General features: G+C 59.5%; 16 protein-coding genes and 5 tRNA genes. 6 read left to right on the top strand and 15 right to left on the bottom strand.

Going from position 1 to position 21968, the window contains the following annotated elements; translation table 11 throughout:
• Positions 1-9: 9 nt before the first annotated feature.
• Positions 10-1428, bottom strand: coding sequence for a 3-isopropylmalate dehydratase large subunit (gene leuC / locus ICA16_RS22425; RefSeq protein ID WP_210701610.1), 1419 nt, complete (start codon positions 1426-1428; stop codon positions 10-12).
• Between the two features lie 148 nt (positions 1429-1576).
• Here leuC and ICA16_RS22420 point away from each other — a divergent pair, with 148 nt between their 5' ends.
• The 3 genes from ICA16_RS22420 (at position 1577) to ICA16_RS22410 (ending at position 7593) form a co-directional block, all read left to right on the top strand.
• A complete protein-coding gene (locus ICA16_RS22420) occupies positions 1577-2467 on the top strand; it encodes a LysR family transcriptional regulator (RefSeq protein ID WP_210701608.1) in 891 nt (296 codons plus the stop codon).
• 69 nt (positions 2468-2536) lie between these two features.
• On the top strand, positions 2537-5815 hold the full coding sequence (locus ICA16_RS22415; RefSeq protein WP_210701607.1) for a sensor domain-containing protein: 3279 nt from the start codon (positions 2537-2539) through the stop codon (positions 5813-5815).
• 86 nt (positions 5816-5901) lie between these two features.
• Positions 5902-7593: a molecular chaperone HscC gene (locus ICA16_RS22410; RefSeq protein ID WP_210701606.1), complete on the top strand. Its 1692-nt coding sequence runs from the start codon at positions 5902-5904 to the stop codon at positions 7591-7593.
• Here ICA16_RS22410 and ICA16_RS22405 read toward each other — a convergent pair.
• From ICA16_RS22405 to uvrB, 13 genes are all read right to left on the bottom strand, one after another.
• The gene (locus ICA16_RS22405; protein WP_210701605.1) at positions 7590-10295 is read right to left on the bottom strand and encodes a J domain-containing protein; all 2706 of its coding nucleotides are present in this window, start codon (positions 10293-10295) and stop codon (positions 7590-7592) included. The two genes, ICA16_RS22410 and ICA16_RS22405, sit on opposite strands and share 4 nt — an antisense overlap.
• The gene (locus ICA16_RS22400) at positions 10292-10987 is read right to left on the bottom strand and encodes a DUF1266 domain-containing protein (RefSeq protein WP_042558598.1); all 696 of its coding nucleotides are present in this window, start codon (positions 10985-10987) and stop codon (positions 10292-10294) included. The genes ICA16_RS22405 and ICA16_RS22400 overlap by 4 nt, the downstream gene beginning before the upstream one ends.
• Before the next feature lie 186 nt (positions 10988-11173).
• On the bottom strand, positions 11174-11620 hold the full coding sequence (locus ICA16_RS22395; RefSeq protein ID WP_210701604.1) for an Hsp20 family protein: 447 nt from the start codon (positions 11618-11620) through the stop codon (positions 11174-11176).
• A gap of 121 nt (positions 11621-11741) precedes the next feature.
• On the bottom strand, positions 11742-12701 hold the full coding sequence (locus ICA16_RS22390; RefSeq protein WP_210555591.1) for a tRNA dihydrouridine synthase: 960 nt from the start codon (positions 12699-12701) through the stop codon (positions 11742-11744).
• A 160-nt stretch (positions 12702-12861) separates the two neighbouring features.
• Entirely contained in the window at positions 12862-13305 is a 444-nt protein-coding gene (locus ICA16_RS22385; protein ID WP_210555590.1) for an acyl-CoA thioesterase, read from the bottom strand.
• A 47-nt stretch (positions 13306-13352) separates the two neighbouring features.
• Positions 13353-14186, bottom strand: coding sequence for an alpha/beta fold hydrolase (locus tag ICA16_RS22380; protein WP_210701603.1), 834 nt, complete (start codon positions 14184-14186; stop codon positions 13353-13355).
• A 30-nt stretch (positions 14187-14216) separates the two neighbouring features.
• A complete protein-coding gene (locus tag ICA16_RS22375) occupies positions 14217-14756 on the bottom strand; it encodes a TetR/AcrR family transcriptional regulator (protein WP_210701602.1) in 540 nt (179 codons plus the stop codon).
• Positions 14757-14938: 182 nt separating this feature from the next.
• Positions 14939-15014 (bottom strand) — tRNA-Glu (locus ICA16_RS22370).
• Positions 15015-15095: 81 nt separating this feature from the next.
• Positions 15096-15171: transfer RNA gene (locus ICA16_RS22365), tRNA-Ala, on the bottom strand.
• A 53-nt stretch (positions 15172-15224) separates the two neighbouring features.
• Positions 15225-15300, bottom strand: a tRNA-Glu gene (locus tag ICA16_RS22360).
• Positions 15301-15379: 79 nt separating this feature from the next.
• Positions 15380-15455: transfer RNA gene (locus tag ICA16_RS22355), tRNA-Ala, on the bottom strand.
• Between the two features lie 247 nt (positions 15456-15702).
• Positions 15703-17184, bottom strand: coding sequence for a glutamate--tRNA ligase (gene gltX / locus ICA16_RS22350; RefSeq protein ID WP_210701601.1), 1482 nt, complete (start codon positions 17182-17184; stop codon positions 15703-15705).
• Positions 17185-17336: 152 nt separating this feature from the next.
• The gene (gene uvrB, locus ICA16_RS22345) at positions 17337-19352 is read right to left on the bottom strand and encodes an excinuclease ABC subunit UvrB (RefSeq protein WP_210555589.1); all 2016 of its coding nucleotides are present in this window, start codon (positions 19350-19352) and stop codon (positions 17337-17339) included.
• A 336-nt stretch (positions 19353-19688) separates the two neighbouring features.
• On the opposite strand from uvrB, the gene ICA16_RS22340 reads away from it, so the two are divergent.
• Together ICA16_RS22340 and ICA16_RS22335 are read left to right on the top strand one after the other, a co-directional pair.
• Entirely contained in the window at positions 19689-20885 is a 1197-nt protein-coding gene (locus tag ICA16_RS22340) for an amino acid aminotransferase (RefSeq protein ID WP_150594675.1), read from the top strand.
• Between the two features lie 223 nt (positions 20886-21108).
• Entirely contained in the window at positions 21109-21309 is a 201-nt protein-coding gene (locus ICA16_RS22335) for a hypothetical protein (protein WP_210701600.1), read from the top strand.
• Here ICA16_RS22335 and ICA16_RS22330 read toward each other — a convergent pair.
• Entirely contained in the window at positions 21306-21536 is a 231-nt protein-coding gene (locus tag ICA16_RS22330; RefSeq protein WP_042558588.1) for a hypothetical protein, read from the bottom strand. The two genes, ICA16_RS22335 and ICA16_RS22330, sit on opposite strands and share 4 nt — an antisense overlap.
• Before the next feature lie 219 nt (positions 21537-21755).
• Between ICA16_RS22330 and ICA16_RS22325 the strand changes: the two genes are divergently transcribed.
• Positions 21756-21831: transfer RNA gene (locus ICA16_RS22325), tRNA-Asn, on the top strand.
• Positions 21832-21968: the final 137 nt, after the last annotated feature.

Raw genomic sequence — 21968 nt, 5'->3', positions numbered from 1 at the left:
TGCGCTCCTTTAAATCAATTCACGAACGTCGATGAAACGACCGTTCACCGCCGCCGCAGCAGCCATGGCCGGGCTGACGAGGTGGGTGCGGCCACCGGCGCCCTGACGGCCTTCGAAGTTACGGTTGGAGGTCGAGGCGCAATGTTCGCCGGACTCCAAACGGTCCGGGTTCATCGCCAGACACATTGAGCAACCGGGTTCACGCCATTCAAAACCGGCTTCGAGGAAAATCTTGTCCAGACCTTCAGACTCGGCCTGCGCCTTCACCAGACCCGAGCCCGGCACGACGATGGCTTGCTTGATGGTCGAAGCCACCTTGCGACCCTTGGCAATCACTGCGGCGGCGCGCAAATCTTCGATCCGCGAGTTGGTGCAGGAACCAATGAATACGCGATCGAGTTGAATGTCGGTGATCGCCTGATTGGCGGTCAAACCCATGTATTTCAGGGCGCGGACGATCGAGTCGCGTTTGACCAGATCCATCTCTTTAGCCGGGTCCGGCACGTTCTGATCAACGGCCAGGACCATTTCCGGCGAAGTGCCCCAGCTGACTTGCGGCTTGATCTGCGCGGCGTCGAGTTCGACAACCGTGTCGAATTTGGCGTCGGCGTCGGACACCAGGTCTTTCCAGGACTCGACCGCCATCTCCCACTCGGCGCCTTTCGGTGCGAACGGACGGCCCTTGACGTAATCGACAGTCTTTTGATCCGCCGCCACCAAACCCACGCGGGCGCCGGCTTCGATGGACATGTTGCAGATGGTCATGCGGCCTTCGACGGACAAATCGCGAATCGCGCTGCCGGCGAATTCGATGGCATGGCCGTTACCGCCGGCGGTGCCGATCTTGCCGATCACCGCGAGGACGATGTCCTTGGCGGTCACGCCGAACGGCAATTGGCCTTCGACGGACACCAGCATGTTTTTCATTTTCTTGGCGACCAGGCACTGAGTGGCCAGCACGTGCTCGACCTCGGAAGTGCCGATACCGTGAGCCAACGCGCCGAACGCGCCGTGGGTCGAGGTGTGCGAGTCACCGCAGACCACGGTCATGCCCGGCAAGGTCGCGCCCTGCTCCGGGCTGATCACGTGGACGATGCCTTGGCGGACGTCGTTCATCTTGAACTCGACGATGCCGTATTCATCACAGTTGTCATCGAGGGTCTGGACCTGCAAACGCGAGACCTGGTCGGCAATGGCTTCGATGCCACCCTTGCGCTCCGGGGTCGTCGGTACGTTGTGGTCCGGGGTCGCAATGTTGGCATCGATGCGCCAAGGCTTGCGCCCGGCCAGACGCAGACCTTCAAAGGCTTGCGGCGAAGTCACTTCGTGAATGATGTGACGATCGATGTAGATCAGCGCAGAGCCATCGTCGCGCTGCTTGACCAAATGCGAATCCCAGAGCTTGTCGTAGAGCGTTTTGCCGGCCATCAGACGGTTCCTCATCAGCTTGTTTCTATGCCCTGGGTATTTGAGAGATTCAATAACCCTTTGGCTTGTGAGGTCGATCCTATGGGGTTAGATTAAATAACTCAAATTCATATTTTTTATGCTTTGGATAACCAACTGGAATACCACCATGGATCTGGCTAACCTCAATGCTTTTATCGCCATCGCCGAGACCGGCAGTTTCTCCGGCGCCGGTGAGCGGCTGCACCTGACGCAACCGGCTATCAGCAAGCGTATCGCCGGTCTGGAGCAGCAACTCAAGGTGCGCCTGTTCGATCGACTGGGGCGCGAAGTCGGCCTGACCGAGGCCGGCCGCGCCCTGCTGCCGCGCGCTTATCAGATTCTCAATGTGCTGGACGACACCCGCCGCGCACTAACCAACCTGACCGGCGAAGTCAGCGGCCGTCTCACATTGGCCACCAGTCACCACATTGGCCTGCACCGCTTGCCGCCGCTATTAAGGGAGTTCACCCGCTGCTACCCCCAGGTCGCGCTGGATATTCAGTTTCTCGATTCGGAAGTGGCCTACGAAGAAATACTCCACGGCCGTGCAGAACTGGCGGTCATCACCCTTGCCCCCGAGCCGCACACGCTGGTCAAAGCCACGCCGGTGTGGGATGACCCGCTGGATTTCGTGGTCGCCCCGGAGCATTCGCTGATCAGCAACGGCGCCGTCAGTCTGGCGGACATTGCCGGCCATCCGGCGGTTTTCCCCGGCGGCAACACATTCACACACCATATTGTCCAACGTTTGTTCGAGGCCCAAGGGCTGACGCCGAACATCGCGATGAGCACCAACTATCTGGAAACCATCAAGATGATGGTCTCCATCGGCCTGGCGTGGAGCGTACTTCCGCGCACCATGCTTGATGAACAGGTGGCAAGCATCGCATTGCCGGGCATACAGCTCAGTCGCCAGCTAGGCTATATCGTGCACACCGAACGGACGCTATCGAATGCAGCAAGAGCGTTTATGACCTTGCTGGATGCACAAATCGATCTGCCAGGGACTCAGGGCTAACTTGTGCTAATCCTATAGTGCCGCTGTCTCTGTGCCTAAATGCCACCACCCGCTCAAGGCCTGTTAACGATGCCGAAATCTGTTGACCGAATTCCGCCGATGCCGCGCATTCAAGCGATTGACCCGCGACATTCCGAGCAGAGCTGGGAGAGCGCGCCGCAATTGCTCGCAGCGCTCAACGGCGCACGGCTCGGCGCCTGGTATTGGGACATCGAGCGCGGTCAGATCAGTTGGTCACGGGGCACGCAGGCATTGTTCGGCTTCGATCCGCGCCAGCCGCTGCCGGCAGATCTCGAATACCTCGACTTGCTGCCGCCCGAAGACCGGGCGAAAACCGTCCGTGCCTTCCACGCGGTGATTGCCGGCGCCCCGCTGGAACAGGCGATGCATCACCGCATCCGCTGGCCCGACGGCAGCCTGCATTGGCTGGAGATCAACGGCAGCCTGCTGCCAGACAAAAACGGCCGCCCCCGAATGATCGGGGTGATTCGCGAAATCACCCACCAGCGGCAACGCGAACAAGCCCTGAGCAGTTCGGAGAAACGTTTCGCCACGCTGTTTCATCTGTGCCCGAACATGGTCCTGCTGACCCGCCAGGAAGACGGCCTGATCAGCGAAGCCAACCAGTATTTCGAAAGCCTGTTCGGCTGGCCGGTGCAAAGCGCGATTGGCCGCACCACCCTGGAACTGGGCTTGTGGGTAAACCCTGAGCAGCGCGGCGAACTGGTCAAGAAGACCAAGGCCAAGGGCGAATTGATCAGCATGGAAGTGCAGTTTCGCGCCAGCAACGGGCAGATCCATGACGGCATCCTCAGCGCGCAAAAGGTCGAACTTGAAGGCCAGCCTTATCTGCTGAGCACGTTCCTCGACACCACCGAGCGCAAAGCTGCGGAACACGCCTTGAAAGACAGTCAGGAACGCCTCGACCTGGCACTGGACTCAGCCCAGCTCGGCACCTGGGACTGGCACATTCCCAGCGGCATGCTCTATGGCTCGGCGCGCGCCGCGCAATTGCACGGACTCGACCCGAAACCCTTCCATGAATCCTTCGATGAGTTTTTCGAAGGTGTGCCCGGCGAGGAGCGCGACAGCATGCGCGACGCCTATCGCAGTCTGCGCGAAGGCCCTGCGGGCAATTACCAACTGACGTATCGCGTGCAATTGCCGGACGGCAGCTCACGTTATCTGGAAAGTCGCGCCCGCCTCTATCGCGACGACAATGGCGCGCCGTTGCGCATGGCCGGCACTTTGCTCGACATCACCGATCAGGTCGAACGCGAACAACGTCTGGTGGCCTCGGAAGAGAAATTCGCCACGCTGTTCCAGGTCAGCCCCGACCCGATCTGCGTCACCCGTCAGGACAGCGGCGAGTTCATCGAAATCAACAACAGTTTCACCCAGACCTTTGGCTGGAGCGCCGCCGACGTAATCGGCCGCACCGCCGAAGACATCGGCCTGTGGGACGCGTCGGCGAAAAGTCTGCAACGCATCGAACGGGTGATCCGCGAACAAGGCCTGAGCAACGTCGCGATCATCGTCCAGCACAAGGACGGCCAGTCGTTGACCTGCGTGATTTCCAGTCGGCAGATCAGCGTCGGCGATCAACCGTGCATCGTCACCACATTGCGCGACATCACCCAGCAGCAACGCTCGGAAGCCGCGCTCAAGGCCAGCGAAGAGAAGTTCGCCAAGGCGTTTCACTCCAGCCCCGACGCCATCACCATCACCGAGCGCGACACCGGCCGCTATCTGGAGGTCAACGACGGTTTCTGTCGCCTCACCGGCTATCGCGCCGATGAAGTGGTGGGCAAAACCGTGCATCAGGTCGGTATCTGGGCCGAGGAAAAACAGCGTTCGGCCCTGCTCGCCGAACTGCAGATCAAGGGCCGCGTGCACCACCAGGAAATGCTCGGGCGCAACAAGCGCGGGGAAATCCTCACGGTGGAAGTCTCGGTGGAGCCGATCACCCTGAATGAAACGGCTTGCCTGCTGCTGACCGCACGAGACGTCAGTCTGTTGAAAAACGCTGAAGCGCAAATCCGTCATTTGGCTTACCACGATCCGCTGACCAACCTGCCCAACCGTGCGTTGTTGATGGATCGGCTGAGCCAGCAGATCGCCCTGCTCAAACGCCACAACCTGCGCGGCGCCTTGCTGTTTCTCGATCTCGATCACTTCAAGCACATCAATGATTCACTCGGCCATCCGGTCGGTGACACGGTGCTGAAGATCATCACGGCGCGGCTCGAAGCCAGCGTGCGCATGGAGGATACGGTGGCGCGCCTGGGCGGCGATGAATTCGTGGTGTTGCTCAGCGGCCTGGAGGGCACGCGCAATGAAGTCAGCTTGCAGGTACGCGAACTGGCCGACACCCTGCGTGAACTGCTGTCGGAGCCGATGTTCCTCGACGGCCAGCGCCTGCAAGTGACACCGAGCATTGGCGTGGCGCTGATTCCGGATCACGGCTCGACCCCGACCGACCTGCTCAAGCGTGCCGACATTGCCCTGTACCGAGCCAAGGATTCCGGGCGCAACACCACGCAGATGTATCACAACACCATGCAGAAAGCGGCCAGCGAACGCCTGCGCATGGAGACCGACTTGCGCCTGGCGCTGTCGCGCGGCGAATTCAGGGTGCATTTCCAGCCGCAAATCGACGCGCAGGACAACCGCATCATCGGCGCCGAAGCCTTGGTGCGCTGGAACCACCCGAAACTCGGCGCACAGTCACCGACCGAGTTCATCAAGGTTCTGGAAGACAGCGGTCTGATTCTGGAAGTCGGCACATGGATACTCGATGAAGCCTGTGCGGCGTTCAAACAATTGATCGCCCTGAAACTGGTCGACCCGCTCAATTTCAGCTTGTGCGTCAACATCAGTCCGCGACAGTTCCGCCAGAACGACTTCGTCGAGCGTATCGAACACAGCATGGTCAGCCACGGCCTGCCGTGCTCGCTGCTGAAACTGGAGATCACCGAAGGCATCGTCATCCAGAACCTGGAGGACACCATCAGCAAGATGCGCCGCCTGAAAAAGCTCGGTGTGAGTTTCGCCATGGACGACTTTGGTACCGGTTATTCATCGCTGACTTACCTCAAGCGCTTGCCGGTTGATACGTTGAAAATCGACCAGTCGTTCATCCGCGATGCGACCACTGACCCGAACAACGCAGAGATCATCCGCGCCATCGTCGCGATGGCTCGCAGCCTGGAACTCGAAGTGATTGCCGAAGGCGTGGAAACCCCGGAGCAGCTTGCGTTTTTGCAGGGCCTGGGTTGCCATTTGTATCAGGGTTATCTGCACAGTCGGCCATTGCCGCTGGAGGGCTTGAAAAAGCTGCTGGCATAACGCGCTCAGCTTGCACCAGGCCAACAATTGCCAGTGTTGGCGGCAACCTGTAGGGTCGCGTTTTTTGCGCCGTTTCGAGATCAATCATGCAGGATGCAACCCTCCCCCGCCCGGCCCTGCTGGGCATCGACCTTGGCACCACCAACAGTCTTATCGCCGTCTGGCAGGACGGTCAGGCCCGGTTGATTCCCAACGCCCTCGGCGACGTGCTGACTCCATCGGTGGTCAGCCTCGATGAAGACGACACGATTCTGGTCGGCAAAGCCGCGCGCGCCCGACTGACTACGCACCCGGAACGCAGCGCCGCTGCTTTCAAGCGTTTCATGGGCAGCGACAAGCAGATTGAACTCGGCAGTCGTCAATTCAGCCCCGAAGAATTGTCGGCACTGGTGCTCGGCTCACTCAAGCAGGACGCCGAAGCCTTTCTCGGCCACCCGGTATCCGAGGCAGTGATTTCCGTACCGGCGTATTTCAGTGACGAACAACGCAAACGCACGCTGTTTGCCGCCGAGCTGGCTGGTTTGTCCGTGACGCGCCTGATCAACGAGCCGACCGCTGCCGCCATGGCCTATGGGCTGCATGAGCAGAAGTTCGAACGCACGCTGATTTTCGATCTGGGCGGCGGCACCTTCGATGTCACGGTGCTGGAATATGCGCTGCCGCTGATCGAAGTGCATGCGTCCACCGGCGACAACTTCCTCGGCGGCGAAGACTTCACCGCCGCGCTGTTGCAGGCCTGCCTCAAGGCCTGGCAATTGACCCCGTCAATGGTCGATGCGCAAGGCATGGCCAGCCTGGGTGATGCGCTGGAGCAGCTCAAGTGCAAACTCGGTGAAGGCACGCAGCTTTTGAGCTGGCGCCACGCCGACAAGACATTTGAATGGTCGCTGGATGAAGCCGCTGCGGTGAAGATCTGGGAGCCACTGCTCGGCCGTTTGCGCGCACCGATCGAACAAGCCCTGCGCGATGCCCGGCTCAAGCCGCGTGATCTCGACAGCCTGGTATTAGTGGGCGGTGCCACGCGAATGCCGGCGGTGCAGCAGATGGTCGCCACGCTGTTCGGGCGCCTGCCTTATCGTCATCTGGATCCCGACACCATTGTCGCGCTCGGCGCGGCGACGCAAGCGGCGTGCAAGGCGCGCGACGGTGCGGTGGAAGAGCTGATCCTGACGGACGTCTGCCCTTACACATTGGGTATCGAGACCATGCGCGGCAAGGGGATCGAAGGCGCCTTCTCGCCCATCATCGAGCGCAACACCATCATTCCAACGTCCCGGGTGGAGCGCTATTACACGACGCATCCGCGGCAGGAAAAAATCCGCATTGCGGTGTATCAGGGCGAACGTCCATGGGTACGCGACAACATTCTTATCGACGCTTTCGATGTCACGCTGATGCCCACCGAGCACATCCAGCAACTGGATGTGCGTTTCAGCTACGACATCAATGGCTTGCTCGAAGTTGACGTCACCCTGCTGGAAACAGGTGCACGGTACAGTCACAGCATCGACCGCAGCCCCACCGGACTTGATGAACAAGCCCGACAAAACAGTCATGAGCGGCTCGCCGCGCTCAAGGTTCACCCGCGCGATGCATTACCCAACCGCACGCTGCTGGCACGTCTGGAGCGCGCATGGATGCAGAGCCTGGGGACGGAACGCGAGCGCATTGCCGAATGGCTGCACAGCTTCACCACCGTGCTCGGCGGCCAGCAATCGTCAGAGATCGCCAGCCACCGCTCACAGCTCAACAGCGCGCTGGATGAGTTGCACCTCTAGCCAATGAGCCGGCGCAACGCTGCCTGCAACCCACCGGACAAAGGATCCTCACGGAAACTCTCCGGTGGCACGCCGTAGCGATTGGGCAGCTTCTCGCCAGGAAAACCGAACAGCACCAGCGGCAGAAACGGCAAAACCGGTGTCAGCCCCGCGAGCACCAGAAAGGTCGCGACGCCTCGGCCCATGTCGTGCAGGCGCCGCAGCATGGCGCTGAGCAACAGCAGCAGCGCCACGGCCAACACAACGAAGGCCGAAGTCATTGAGCCGCTGAACAATGCCAGCAGCGGCGTCAGCAACACGATACCGATCACTTGCCCGATAAATGCCTCACGCCCCAGCCGTGTGCCCAGACGCCAGAACGCCGTGGCGGCAACTGGACGTGTGTCGGCCTTGGCCAACAACAAGCGCTCCGACCACGACAGCAATGCGCTGAAGGCAAACCGTAAACCGAGCCCGTTCTGCGTATCGTCCTTGGCGCGTTGCAGGCGCACCAGGGTTTTCTGGCGCGGCACGCCGGCATTGCCGTAAAGCACCAGGTCCTTGAGCACGTCGAGCGCCAGGTAAAACCCATCGATGTCGTTAACGCCCTCGTCTTCCAGAGCCTCGCGTGGTGGGCGCGTTGGCTCGCCTTTGATCAGACTGTGGCGGAAACCGTCGAACCAATCCTGGGGATTGACGACTTCGGTCATTCTGTCGAGCAGGAAGCGCCGCTGTTTGGCGTCGAACAATCCGCAGTGATAGAGCACGGCCGTCAACAGCATCCGCCCCAGCAGATCGTCGTCAAATGCACTCAAATCGCTGCGCATGCATTCGAACAGGCGGTCGTTGCTCAACAGTCGCAGGCTGGCGAGCGCTTCCTGCACACCGCACATTTGCCGGGCCAGCAGCGCATGCACCGGGTCCGCCGTTTGCAGCAGGCCAAGCAAGCCCTCACAGTTACCCTGTTCACGCAACAAGCGCTGCAACAACGGCTGCAACCGGCTGAGCGGATGGGCCGGGTTGTAAGGCAGTTGCTCCAGCAGTCGCACGTCGATCAATGGCAACCAACGCTCGGCTTGCCCCAGCAACACCAACAGAAACAGCGTTTGAGCGTGCCATTGCCACAGCGCCTCAGCCGCCCCCGGCGACGGCAACTCTACATCGCCCTGACTCAGTTGCAGCAGCAGCGCCAGCTCTGACAAATCGAGGGTGGCGCGCGCATCGTTCAGTTTGAAATCTTCGGCAATGCGCTCAAGCGCGGTGCGACTGTAAGGACGCAATCTGCGTAACCAGAGTCGGCAGAGGCTGTGCGCAAAACCTTCTTTCAGGGCTTCGGGCAGTTGTGGCAAAACCGCGTTCGCATCGGTGTAGGCACTCATCGCCAACGGGATCGGTGCTTGCGTCAACCAACGCACATGTTGCTCGGCCTGTTGCTTGAATCCGCTCAGCACCAACGCATCAAGGGCATCCACCGAAAACGGTTCGTCGAGCATTTGCTGTAACAGCGGCACGTCACCGCGATGCAGTGCCCAGGCATGTCGATAGAGGCGCTGCAACCTTGGGTCGTCATGGTTGCCAAGCAACAGTGCCAGCAACGGCAGTTCATCGTCGGCCATGCGCCAGTCGACGAAGGCCTTGGCCAGGCCCTGAAGTTCGAGGCCGCCAATCCCCAGCCATCGCGCCAGGGTTTCCGGTCTTTGTGAAGGGCTGCCATATTGCTGACTGACATGGTCGAGCTCGCGGGACCAGTCACTGAACACCTGCGCTCGATCAAATGCCTGAATCAGCAGCGGCAGAAAGTCTGGCTGACGTTCTGCGCACATTGCCATCAAGTGGCTTTCAGCCTTCGGATGACGATGCTCCTGCCAGAGCCGGATCCAGCACGGCCACGCCTGATCGTCCAGGCCCAGTAGAGTGCTTTGACAGGCGAGCAGGTAGAGCCAATCGACATCCTCAGGATGTTTGCCCTGCTGCTCTTCGCAACACTGCAGCCACCCTGCACCACCCATGCCCGCCTGAGTGAACTGCGTCACAAGCCGCTTGAGGTACATTTCATCGTTCGGCAACGGCAGGCAGGTGTGCCGACTGGCAAAGTCGGCGAACTCATCGAGCGGACGCTGGGCGAAGATGAAATCCAGACTGCGCGCGTACCACAAAGATTCGGTCTGTGCGGCTTCTGACCAGGCGCTCATCAGATCCGTATCGAACGGATCACCCGCCTTGATCCGTTGCAGAAATGCTTCGACACGCTCTGCGTCGTCGAACGACAGATCCAGCAACTGCTGGTCCCAGGCCATGCGCTCGGCCAACAGGTTCGCGCAACGATAGGACAGCGGCCCGGCATCAGCCAGCCGATGGTACAAGCCCCAACTGAGGTCATCGAGAGACTCGAGCGGCAGTTGATCCAGCCCTCGGATAAACGCCTGCCACGCTGCAAAGTCGAAGCGCCGTAGAGGATCGTCAAGCAACTCGCAGAAATCCACGAAGGCCTGCGGCACCTCGATGATTGTCTGTTCCGTCTCTGCGTATTCCTCGAATTCTTCGGGTTCTTCTTCATCGCCTTCGCGCGCCAGACGCAGCGCTTTTTCGTAGGCCATGCGCAGCGCCTGAAAACCTTCGGGATCGGTCTCCGGGTGATGTTCCGGCAGGCGTGTGCGGTAGGCGTTGCGAATGAGGGTTTCGTCGGTGGTGGGCTCGATGCCCAAGCGGATCCAGCAACTCATGACCAGTCGAACTCCTTGAGCGATTCGGGACGTTGCGACAGATCAAGCGCCATCTGCCAAGGCAAGTCCGCGAGGAACTGCGGGATGTTCCGGTCGAGCCCACGGGCAATCAGCAGGTTATGCGAACTCTGCCCTTGTCGATCCAGTTCAAACGCCAGCTCATCGTCACTTTTACTTAAGCAACACCAGAAGGAACGGCCGACAAGGAAGCCATTGAAGTAAGCCATCCAGCTGCCGTAATGGTATTGCGCTCTGACGGCCAGACGACCATGCAACCAATTGCTTTCTACCAGATCGATCCACTGGTTGCGCACGGCGCAACGCAAGAGAAACCCCATCCGCCCGTAGTCCCAGGACAAGATCCCACCCGGCCCGCAACTGCCAAACGTGCGACTGGCAAACTCATGCAGGATGCGCTCTCGCGGTTCGAGGCGCTCAAGCAATGCCTGCCACTCACCCGGCAGACAACGCTGCCACGCCCGATAAGCCGCTTCGAGGTGCGTGGCATGGCCGTCATCGGCCATACGCTCGATCATGTCGAACAACTGCTGCCGGTTGTCGATGCCCCAGCTGTCTTTAAGATCGATGTAGTTGTCGTCGCAGAAAGCCGGATCGTCGTACCCGGCTCCAGGATTGAGCGCCGCCATCGGTGCAGACAGGGCGCACAGCCAACGCTGTTGAATCTCATCCATGAAAAAGGCTCCAGGCCGACCGCCGAGAAATGGGGTCGGCAAAACTGCGCAGATTGTAAAGAGCCGTGGTAATAGCGGCAAACGTTGCGAACACTTTTGCAGCGCGCACAAAAAAGGCCCCGACGTATCGGGACCTTCGTTCAGCGGCTCAACGCTTGTTCAGACGCTTGTGTGTCTGCGCGTGAATCAGTGCTGCAGAACCGGTTTTTGCGTCCCGTTGATCGGGATGCGTTTGGCCTTCGCTTCTTCCGGGATCACCCGCAACAGGTCGATGCTCAGCAGACCGTTGCTCAGATCGGCAGCCTTGATCTCGATGTGATCGGCCAGACGGAAGGACAGCTTGAAAGCACGCTGGGCAATGCCCTGATGCAGGAACGTCACGCCTTCGTTGGCATCACGCTTGCCGCCACTGATGGTCAACACGCCCTTCTCGACTTGCAGCTCCAGGTCTTCTTCCTGGAAACCGGCCGCGGCTACGACGATGCGGTATTGATCGTCACCGTGTTTTTCCACGTTGTAGGGTGGATAGCTGCTGCCTGGCTCGTTGCGCAGGGCCGTTTCGAACAGGTCGTTGAAGCGGTCGAAACCCACCGAGGAACGGAACAGTGGCGCGAGGGAAAATGCAGTACTCATGGTTCAAATCTCCTGAAAACAATCAGCAAGGTTTTTTATCTCCGCGACCCGAATTCGGCATCGCGTAACGCTTAGATAGGGACCGCTGATTTGATTTCAAGAGAGTATTTGCAGATTTTTTTCAGGCCACTTCGGCGACTGGCAAACCCAACAAACGCGAGACGTGATCCGGTTCCGTCTCACGGCGCAGCACGGTAAACAGCTCGGTCGCTTCAGGGTAATTGCGCGTCAACATGGCCAGCCACTGCTTCAAACGGCCCGGCGATTGACGCGCGGTCATCTGCGCTTTGGCTTGCAGCCAGAAATCCTGGATCAGAGGCAGCAGCTCGGCCCAGGTCATCTCGACCACTTCTTCACCGGCGCGTGCAGCGGCGATTTGCCTGGCCAGGTCCGGGCGCGAAACCAGACCACGACCGAGCATGATGTCTTCCACGCCGCTGATTTCGCGGCAACGACGCCAGTCCTCGACGCTCCAGATATCACCGTTGGCGAACACCGGCACCTTGACCACTTCCTGTACGCGCGGGATCCATTCCCAGTGCGCGGGCGGTTTGTAACCGTCCATTTTGGTCCGGGCGTGAACCACGATGTGCTCGGCACCGCCTTCGGCCAGCGCCGTGGCACAGACCAGCGAGCCATCCGGGCTGTCGAAGCCCAGACGCATCTTGGCCGTGACGGGAATGTGCGCAGGTACGGCGCGACGCACGTGCTCGACGATCTGATTGAGCAACTCGGGCTCTTTAAGCAGCACCGCACCGCCACGGGATTTATTGACTGTTTTGGCCGGGCAGCCGAAGTTGAGGTCGATCACTTCGGAGCCGAGTTCGCAAGCCAACGCAGCGTTTTCCGCCAGACACACCGGGTCAGAACCCAACAGCTGAACACGCAACGGCACACCGGACGCGGTGCGGGCACCGTTGAGCAGTTCCGGGCCGAACTTGTGAAAGTAGGCTGGGGTGAGCAACTGGTCATTGACGCGAATAAATTCGGTCACGCACCAGTCGATGCCGCCAACACGGGTCAGCACGTCGCGAAGGATGTCGTCGACCAACCCCTCCATGGGCGCCAGAGCAATTTGCATGGGGAAAACACTACTTGAGGAAAAACGTGCGGCAGTTTACTGGATTGCGCAGGTTAAACCCACGACCACCTGTAGGAGCTGCCGAAGGCCGCGATCTTTTGATGCTGTCTTTAAAAACCAACATCAAAAGATCGCAGCCTTCGGCAGCTCCTACAGGGATTTACGCTGATTCTGGGGTTTGGATCGCCGGGCCATAGCCTTCGATGAACTCCGCCGGCATGCGCTTGGGCTTGCCGGTGGACAGCTCGATGCAGACGAATGTGGTCTGGGCGCGCAGCAGCGTGGTCTGGTCGCTTGGGCGGATCAGCTGGAAATGCCGGGTCATTTTCAGGCGTTGATCCCAATCGACGATCCAGGTCGCCAATTGCAGCTCGTCGCCTTCATAGGCCGCCGCCAGGTAATCGATCTCGTGGCGCACCACGGCCATCGCGCGATCCAGCCGCCGGTACTCGACCAGATCCAGCCCCAGACGCTGCGAGTGGCGCCAGGCGCAGCGTTCGAGCCAGGTCACGTACACCGCGTTGTTGGCGTGCCCCAGCCCGTCGATGTCCTCGGCGCCCACTTGCAGATCAATGGTAAACGGCGTCGCCCGATCCCAGCCCATGCCCCACTCCCGGTCAGATTATTCAACCGGGGCAGTGTAACGGATGCTCACGCCGATTGGCGCGCCTGAAGGCTGCGGCCGGTCAGCAGTGATAACACACCATCAATCACCCGAGGGTCGGCCAGCACGCGTTGATGACCACCGTTTTCGAGGCGCAACAAGCGGCTGTCGAACCAGGATTCGTGGATCAATTGCGATTCCTTGACCGAGACAAAATTGTCATCCTCGGCATGCACGATCAGCCCGGGCATATCCAGTTGATAGTGCGCGACGTCGAGGGTGGCGGCACGCATGCCGACATCTTGCTCAACCTGGCGAATGAAGGCGGAACGCGCTCTGGGCGGCATTCCCACGTAGCGGGCAAAACCGCGCAGCACGCCAAGAATGCGAGCGGGGGCGGCGATGCTGACGAGGGTTTCGGTACGCAGGCCCAATTGCACGGCAAGCATCGCACTGGCGCCGCCCATGGAGTGACCGATAACAGCTTGCAAGGGTGGCAGTTCGGCTGCAGCTTCAAGCATGGCGCGGGCAAACAACACAACATTGGCCTCACGCCCCGGCGACCGACCGTGGGCCGGGCCGTCGAGCGCAACTACCGTATAACCAGCGTCGACCAGCGCGGTGATCAGTGCAGCAAATTGAGTGGGTCGCCCCTCCCAACCGTGCATCAGCAACACGGTCGGACCGTGCCCCCAACGTAGTGCGGAGAGGCCGAAGCGCAAAGTGATCCGTTCGGAATTGGCCAGCAGCGGCAACTCCCAATCGCGCAGCGGCAGCGCGCGCGGCGTCATGAACGCCAGGCGCATTTTGCTCGCCACCCGTTGCGGTGCAATCCAGCCCAAGGTGCCATTAACGCCACGAACCCACTTCAACGTGTTCATCGCTCTCTCCTCAGGCGTGCTGCCTTCAGGTCAACGCACCGCCGACTTGGCAGCGCGCAGCAATCGATCGGATAAGTCTCCGGGGCCGAGCGCTCTTGCGAGTGCCAGACCACCCACCATCAAGGCCACGTCGGCCAAAGCTTTGTCGGTGTCCTCAGGGCTGGACGCCAACTGCGCAACCATCAATTCCAAGTGTTCGTTCAGCGCGATGCGGAACGACTCCGGCAAACGGCCCAATTCGCCAATGGAGGCAGGAATCGGACAGGCCGATTCGCTGGAATCGCGGTGCTTGCGCGACAGGTAGAACGCAGCGACCAGCGCGCGGCGCTCTTCGCCAGTCAATTCGGTGTCCATGTCGGCAATCAGGTCGCGCCGCCGACCCAGCAACTGCTTGAACGCTTCGAGCATCATCGCGTCCTTGCTTTCGAAGTGCGCATAGAAGCCACCGACGGTCAGGCCGGCTGCGCCCATCACTTCGCCCACGCTTGGGTCTGCCGGGCCGCGCTGGATCAGTGCGGCGCTGGCAGCCTTGAGGATGCGTTCGCGGGTTTGAGCTTTTTTATCGTTCATCGTTGCCTCCGAATATTACGACTAGAATATTATTCGCATAATAATATTCTGCAAGTCAAGGATATGACCGCTGGTCTGAAGCACAGTGTAAGGAAAAAGGAGAGTTGGCCAAACGCCAGACAAACAAAAGGGCCATTCAATAATTGAATGACCCTTATAAAATCCCGCAGAGCGGGTAATCGTGGCGTCCCCTAGGGGACTCGAACCCCTGTTACCGCCGTGAAAGGGCGGTGTCCTAGGCCACTAGACGAAGGGGACACAAACCCTTCTATACAACTGATCAGTGCTGAGATCTGATCGATTCAAGGCCGGTGTGGCCAGACCTTGAACTTGTAAAATTGGTGGAGCTTAGCGGGATCGAACCGCTGACCTCCTGCATGCCATGCAGGCGCTCTCCCAGCTGAGCTAAAGCCCCGGATTTTTCGCCTCGCGGCGGAGTGACATTTTGCAACATCACTTCTGTAAAACTGGCGTCCCCTAGGGGACTCGAACCCCTGTTACCGCCGTGAAAGGGCGGTGTCCTAGGCCACTAGACGAAGGGGACGCAAACCCTTCTATACAACTGATCAACGCTGAGTGTTGATCGCTTCAAGGCCGGTGTGGCCAGACCTTGAAGTGTAAATTGGTGGAGCTTAGCGGGATCGAACCGCTGACCTCCTGCATGCCATGCAGGCGCTCTCCCAGCTGAGCTAAAGCCCCTCATCGTTGATGTCATCGCTGAGGACGGGGCGAATCTTAATGGCGCTTCGGAGGGCTGTCAAACTTATTTTTAAAATATTTCAAAGTTTTTTGCCGACATAACAATCACTTACCGCCCTCCCCCCGTAAATTCGGGAGGTTTACAACCTACGCAGACTGTAGGAGCTGCCGAAGGCCGCGATCTTTTGATTCTGTTTTTACAAACCAACGTCAAAAGATCGCATTGTGCCGCAGCCCCTACAGGGGATCAGGCGATGGCGTCCAGCAGTTTTTCCCACTCTTTGTTTTCTTTCTTCGAAACGCCGCCCAGCAGGTCGATCGCCTGACGCAGACGGAAGCGGGTCAGGTCCGGCCCGAGGATTTCCATCGCATCGAGCACCGACACCGAACTCGCCTGCCCGGTGATTGCCGCGAACATCAACGGCATCGCATCACGCAGTTTCAGCTCCAGCGACTCAACCACGGCCTGAATCGTCGCAGTGATGCTGTCCTTCTCCCACTGACGCAGGCTTTCCAGCTTCCACAGAATCAACTGCATCAACTGGCGAACCTGATCGCCCGAGAGCTTTTTCGATTCAAACAGCTTGGCATCCGGATTAACGCCACCGGCGAAGAAGAACCCGGCCAACGGTGCGACCTGGCTGAAGGTTTCAACACGGCCCTGCACGTGCGGAGCGATCTTCATCATGTATTCCGGGTTCAGCGCCCAGGTCTGCAAGCGGCTGGCGAACTCTTCCACCGGCAGATCACGCAGCCACTGGCCGTTGAGCCACGACAGTTTCTCGATGTCGAAGATCGGCCCGCCGAGGGACACACGCTTGAGGTCGAAGTTGTCGACCATTTCCTGCAGCGAGAACTTCTCGCGCTCGTCTGGCATCGACCAGCCCATGCGGCCCAGGTAGTTGAGCATCGCTTCCGGCATGAAGCCCATGCGCTCGTAGAAAGTCACCGAGGTCGGGTTCTTGCGCTTGGACAGCTTGCTCTTGTCCGGATTACGCAGCAGCGGCATGTAGCACAGCTCCGGTTGTTCCCAGCCGAAGTACTCGTAAAGCAGGATCAGTTTCGGCGCCGACGGCAGCCATTCTTCGCCGCGCAGTACGTGGGTGATGCCCATCAAGTGATCGTCGACCACGTTGGCGAGGAAATACGTCGGCAGGCCGTCGGTCTTCATCAGCACTTGCATGTCCATGCGGTCCCACGGGATCTCGACATCACCACGCAGCATGTCCGGGACCACGCAGACGCCTTCGCTCGGCACTTTCATGCGGATCACGTGGGGCTCGCCAGCGGCCAGACGTGCGGCAACTTCTTCTTTGGACAGCAGCAGCGCGCGGCCGTCGTAACGTGGAGTTTCGCCACGCGCCTGTTGCTCGGCGCGCATCTGGTCCAGCTCCTCTGCCGTGCAGAAGCACGGGAAAGCGTGACCCAGCTCAACCAGTTGCTGGCAATATTTCTGGTAGATATCGCCACGCTCGCTCTGACGATACGGGCCGTGCGGGCCGCCGACGTCCGGGCCTTCGCTCCACTCGATGCCGAGCCAGCGCAGGGCGTCGAAGATCTGCTGTTCGGACTCGCGCGTCGAACGCAACTGATCGGTGTCTTCGATCCGCAGGATGAACTCACCGCCATGCTGCTTGGCAAAGCAGTAGTTGAACAATGCGATGTAAGCGGTACCTACATGGGGATCGCCGGTAGGCGATGGCGCGATGCGAGTGCGGACGGTGGTCATGGCATGTCTCGAAAAGAATGAAAAGCAAAGATCAATAAGCGGCGAATGGTAACAGGCGACACCCGCCCCGCTCCAGCGGGCACGGTATTTAAGCCAGGTTTGTGTCTGTCAGGCCCGCTGGCCGCGATGAGGCCGGATAATTCACCGCACAATCAAACAGCCAGAAGACGCTCGCGCAGCTTGGCAATTTCATCACGCATCTGCGCCGCCGCTTCAAACTCCAGGTCCCGGGCAAGCTGATACATCTTCTCTTCCAGCGCCCGAATTCGCTTGGTGATCTCGCTTGGCGAGCGCAATTCGGCCTCGTACTTGGCGCTTTCTTCGGCGGCCTTGGCCATGCCCTTGCGCTTCTTGCTGCGCGAGCCAGGCACCGTGGCGCCTTCCATGATGTCGGCAACGTCCTTGAATACGCCTTTAGGCGTGATGCCATTGGCCAGGTTGAAAGCGATCTGCTTGTCGCGACGGCGTTCGGTTTCGCCAATCGCGCGCTCCATCGAACCGGTAATGCGGTCGGCGTAGAGAATTGCCCGGCCATTGAGATTACGCGCCGCACGGCCGATGGTCTGAATCAGCGAGCGCTCGGAGCGCAGGAAGCCTTCCTTGTCCGCATCGAGGATCGCTACCAGCGACACTTCCGGCATGTCCAGGCCTTCACGCAACAGGTTGATCCCGACCAGCACATCAAAAGTGCCCAGGCGCAGGTCACGGATGATTTCAACCCGCTCGACGGTGTCGATATCCGAGTGCAGATAACGCACGCGAACGCCGTGATCGGCGAGGTAATCGGTCAAATCCTCCGACATGCGCTTGGTCAGCGTGGTGACCAACACCCGCTCCTCCAGCGCCACACGCTTGGTGATTTCCGAGAGCAGATCATCAACCTGAGTCAACGCCGGACGGATTTCGATTTGCGGATCCACCAAGCCGGTCGGACGCACCAGTTGCTCGACAACGCGACCGGCGTGTTCCGCCTCGTAATTGCCCGGCGTGGCCGAGACGAAAATCGTTTGCGGGCTGATGCCTTCGAATTCGTCGAAACGCATTGGCCGGTTGTCCAGTGCCGATGGCAGACGAAAACCGTATTCAACCAAGGTTTCCTTACGCGAGCGGTCACCTTTATACATCGCGCCGACCTGCGGCACGCTGACGTGGGATTCGTCGATCACCAGCAAGGCGTCGGCCGGCAGGTAGTCGAACAAGGTCGGCGGCGCCTGACCGGAGTCGCGACCCGAGAGATAGCGCGAGTAGTTTTCGATGCCGTTGCAGTAGCCCAGCTCAAGAATCATCTCCAGATCGAAACGAGTGCGCTGCTCCAGACGCTGGGCTTCCACCAGTTTGTTGTTGCTGCGCAGGTATTCGAGACGCTCCTGCAACTCGACCTTGATGCCCTCGATGGCGCCAAGCAGGGTTTCGCGCGGCGTCACGTAGTGGCTTTTCGGGTAAAACGTGAAGCGCGGCATCTTGCGGATGACTTCGCCGGTCAGCGGATCGAACGCGGAAATACTCTCGACCTCGTCATCGAACAATTCGATGCGGATCGCCTCAAGATCCGATTCCGCCGGGTAGATGTCGATCACATCACCGCGTACGCGAAAGGTCGCGCGAGCAAAGTCCATATCATTGCGGGTGTATTGCAGGTCAGCCAAACGCCGCAGCAGCGCACGCTGATCGAGCTTGTCGCCGCGATCGACGTGCAACACCATCTTCAAATAGGTTTCCGGGCTACCCAGACCATAGATGCACGACACCGTGGTAACGATGATCGAGTCCTTGCGCTCCAGCAGCGCTTTAGTCGCGGAAAGGCGCATCTGTTCAATGTGGTCGTTGATCGACGCATCCTTCTCGATGAAGGTGTCGGACGACGGCACATACGCTTCGGGCTGGTAATAGTCGTAGTAGGAAACAAAATACTCGACCGAGTTGTTCGGGAAAAACGCCTTGAACTCACCGTACAACTGCGCGGCCAGGGTCTTGTTCGGCGCCAGCACCAGGGTCGGGCGCTGAATTTGCGCGATGACATTGGCGATGCTGAAGGTCTTGCCCGAGCCGGTCACACCGAGCAGCGTCTGGTGCGCCAACCCGGCCTCGATGCCCTCAACCAACTGGCGGATGGCTTCCGGCTGATCGCCGGCGGGCTCAAAGCGGGTGACTAGCTGGAATTCGGACATACACACCTCTGGGATCGCGGGGTTCCGAGCAAAGCGGAACACCACGGGGACGACCGCAAACGACCGATGTCGCGCAAGAAAAAGCTGGATTGTGCTGAATGTGGTGGCGATTGCCTTGGCTTTCAAGGCAAACGTCCTACATCCGGTAAAAACTCTGACACGCTCAATCGACTAACGGTCAAGAAATAATCGGAAAAACTTACTCTAAAAGCCGAATCGCCTGTCGCCATTGCTCGGTGATGGCCTCTATACTAGCTCCCCGTTTGTGCACCGCTCTAGTGCATCCGGCTGGAGCGCGACACGTCCCTCCACTCCCCATTCAGAGCCGCCGCAAAAATGAGCCTGTTCTCCGCTGTCGAAATGGCACCCCGCGATCCAATCCTGGGCCTCAACGAAGCATTCAACGCCGATACCCGGACCACCAAGGTCAACCTGGGCGTAGGTGTTTACTGCAACGAAGAGGGGCGAATTCCACTTCTGCGCGCCGTTATCGAAGCCGAAACGATTCGCGTCGCTCAACACGCTTCGCGCGGTTACCTGCCGATCGATGGCATCGCTGCCTACGACCAGGCCGTGCAAAAGCTGCTGTTCGGTAACGACTCGCCGCTGATCAGCGCCGGTCGCGTCATCACCACTCAGGCCGTCGGCGGGACCGGCGCACTGAAAATCGGTGCCGACTTCCTCAAGCAACTGCTGCCCAACGCTGTTGTGGCGATCAGCGACCCGAGCTGGGAAAACCACCGCGCGCTGTTCGAAACCGCTGGTTTCCCGGTGCAGAACTACCGTTACTACGATGCTGCCACCCACGATGTGAACCGTGCCGGCATGCTCGAAGACCTCAACGCCCTGCCGAACGGCTCGATCGTTATCCTGCACGCCTGCTGCCACAACCCGACCGGTGTCGACCTGACCCCGGCGGACTGGAACAACGTGCTGGAAGTGGTCAAGGCCAAAGGTCACGTGCCGTTCCTCGACATGGCTTACCAGGGCTTCGGTGACGGCATCGACGAAGACGCCGCGGCTGTGCGCCTGTTCGCAGAATCGGGCCTGACCTTCTTCGTTTCGAGCTCGTTCTCCAAGTCGTTCTCGCTGTACGGCGAGCGCGTTGGCGCCCTGTCGATCATCAGCGAGTCGAAAGAAGAAAGCGCACGCGTGCTGTCGCAAGTCAAACGCGTGATCCGCACCAACTACTCCAACCCGCCGACCCACGGTGCAAGCATCGTCGCCGCCGTGTTGAACAGCCCGGAACTGCGCGCGCAGTGGGAAGCGGAATTGGCGGAAATGCGCTTGCGTATTCGCGGCATGCGCGAGCAAATGGTCAGCCTGCTGGCAGAAAAAGCACCGCAGCGCGACTTCAGCTTCGTCGGCCGTCAGCGTGGCATGTTCTCCTACTCCGGCCTGACCACTGAACAGGTTCATCGCCTGCGCAACGAGTTCGGCATCTACGCCCTGGACACCGGCCGCATCTGCGTGGCTGCGCTGAACCAGAGCAACATCAAGGCTGTAACGGATGCGATTGTTCAGGTCATCTGATTTCGCATTGTGATGAAAAACGGGAAGCCTTCGGGCTTCCCGTTTTTATTTGTGCCGGAAAAGGGTTCACACCCTCTAAACTGCACACAAATCCAAACTGCAGGAGTGAGCCTGCTCGCGATAGCGCTTTGTCAGTTGCAGCTTCATTGCTTGACACACCGCTATCGCGAGCAGGCTCACTCCTACAGGGTTTGTGAACACCTCAGAATTCTGCGAGAAACCCATGAAAAACGACAACCTGCGCGCCGACCGTGACGATCTGGATGACTTCATCCCCCGCGCCCCGGCCAAACGCGAAAAAAGCCTGGTGCTGCAAGTGGCGGCCGGGGTGTTTCTCGGCGGTCTGGTCTTGTGGCTGGTGCAACTGGCGACCACCGCGGCTTACGCCAAGCTGATGATGGGCACCATCACCTTCGGCAGTTAAGCCAGTTCGCTCGCACGCTGGCTGGCGGCATCGTCATAGACAACGTACAGCGATTCGGCGATCTGGCTTTTGATGGCCTTGGCAGTTTCCAGGCCGAGGACAAAACCCTCGGCCTTGCCGCCAGCGCGGTTCAATTCTTCAGCGGTGCTGGCCTGGGTGATTGCATCGAAGAGTTTTTCGGCGTGCGGGCCGACGCCTTTTGGCAGGCTGATTTGAGCGGTGGTCATGCGAGCACCTCGATGTGCAGTGATGTGTGATTCATGGCGCGTACCTTTTCGGCGAATGGCCGGTAGCGCGTGTGACCACTTCCGGGCGGCCATGGTAGACCCCTGAGGCGATTCTGGTAACCGCCAATCGCCGATAAACCACCGTCCGTCCTGACGAATTGCACAATTCAACAACTGACGCTTGACTTCTCTTTTTGAATCAGTAACATACGCACCAATTCCGCAATAGCTCAGTTGGTAGAGCAAGTGACTGTTAATCACTGGGTCCCTGGTTCGAGTCCAGGTTGTGGAGCCAAATAGCAAAGCCCCTGAATCGAAAGGTTCAGGGGCTTTTTTGTGGGCGCTCGAAAAGATCAAAAGATCGCAGCCTTCGGCAGCTCCTACAGTTTGAAATGCATTCCCCCTGCAGGAGCTGCCGAAGGCTGCGATCTT

The sequence above is a fragment of the Pseudomonas anatoliensis genome (assembly GCF_017976235.1).
Classification (GTDB): domain Bacteria; phylum Pseudomonadota; class Gammaproteobacteria; order Pseudomonadales; family Pseudomonadaceae; genus Aquipseudomonas; species Aquipseudomonas anatoliensis.
Note: the sequence above shows the minus strand (reverse complement) of the source record. Positions and strands in the feature narration are given on the sequence as shown.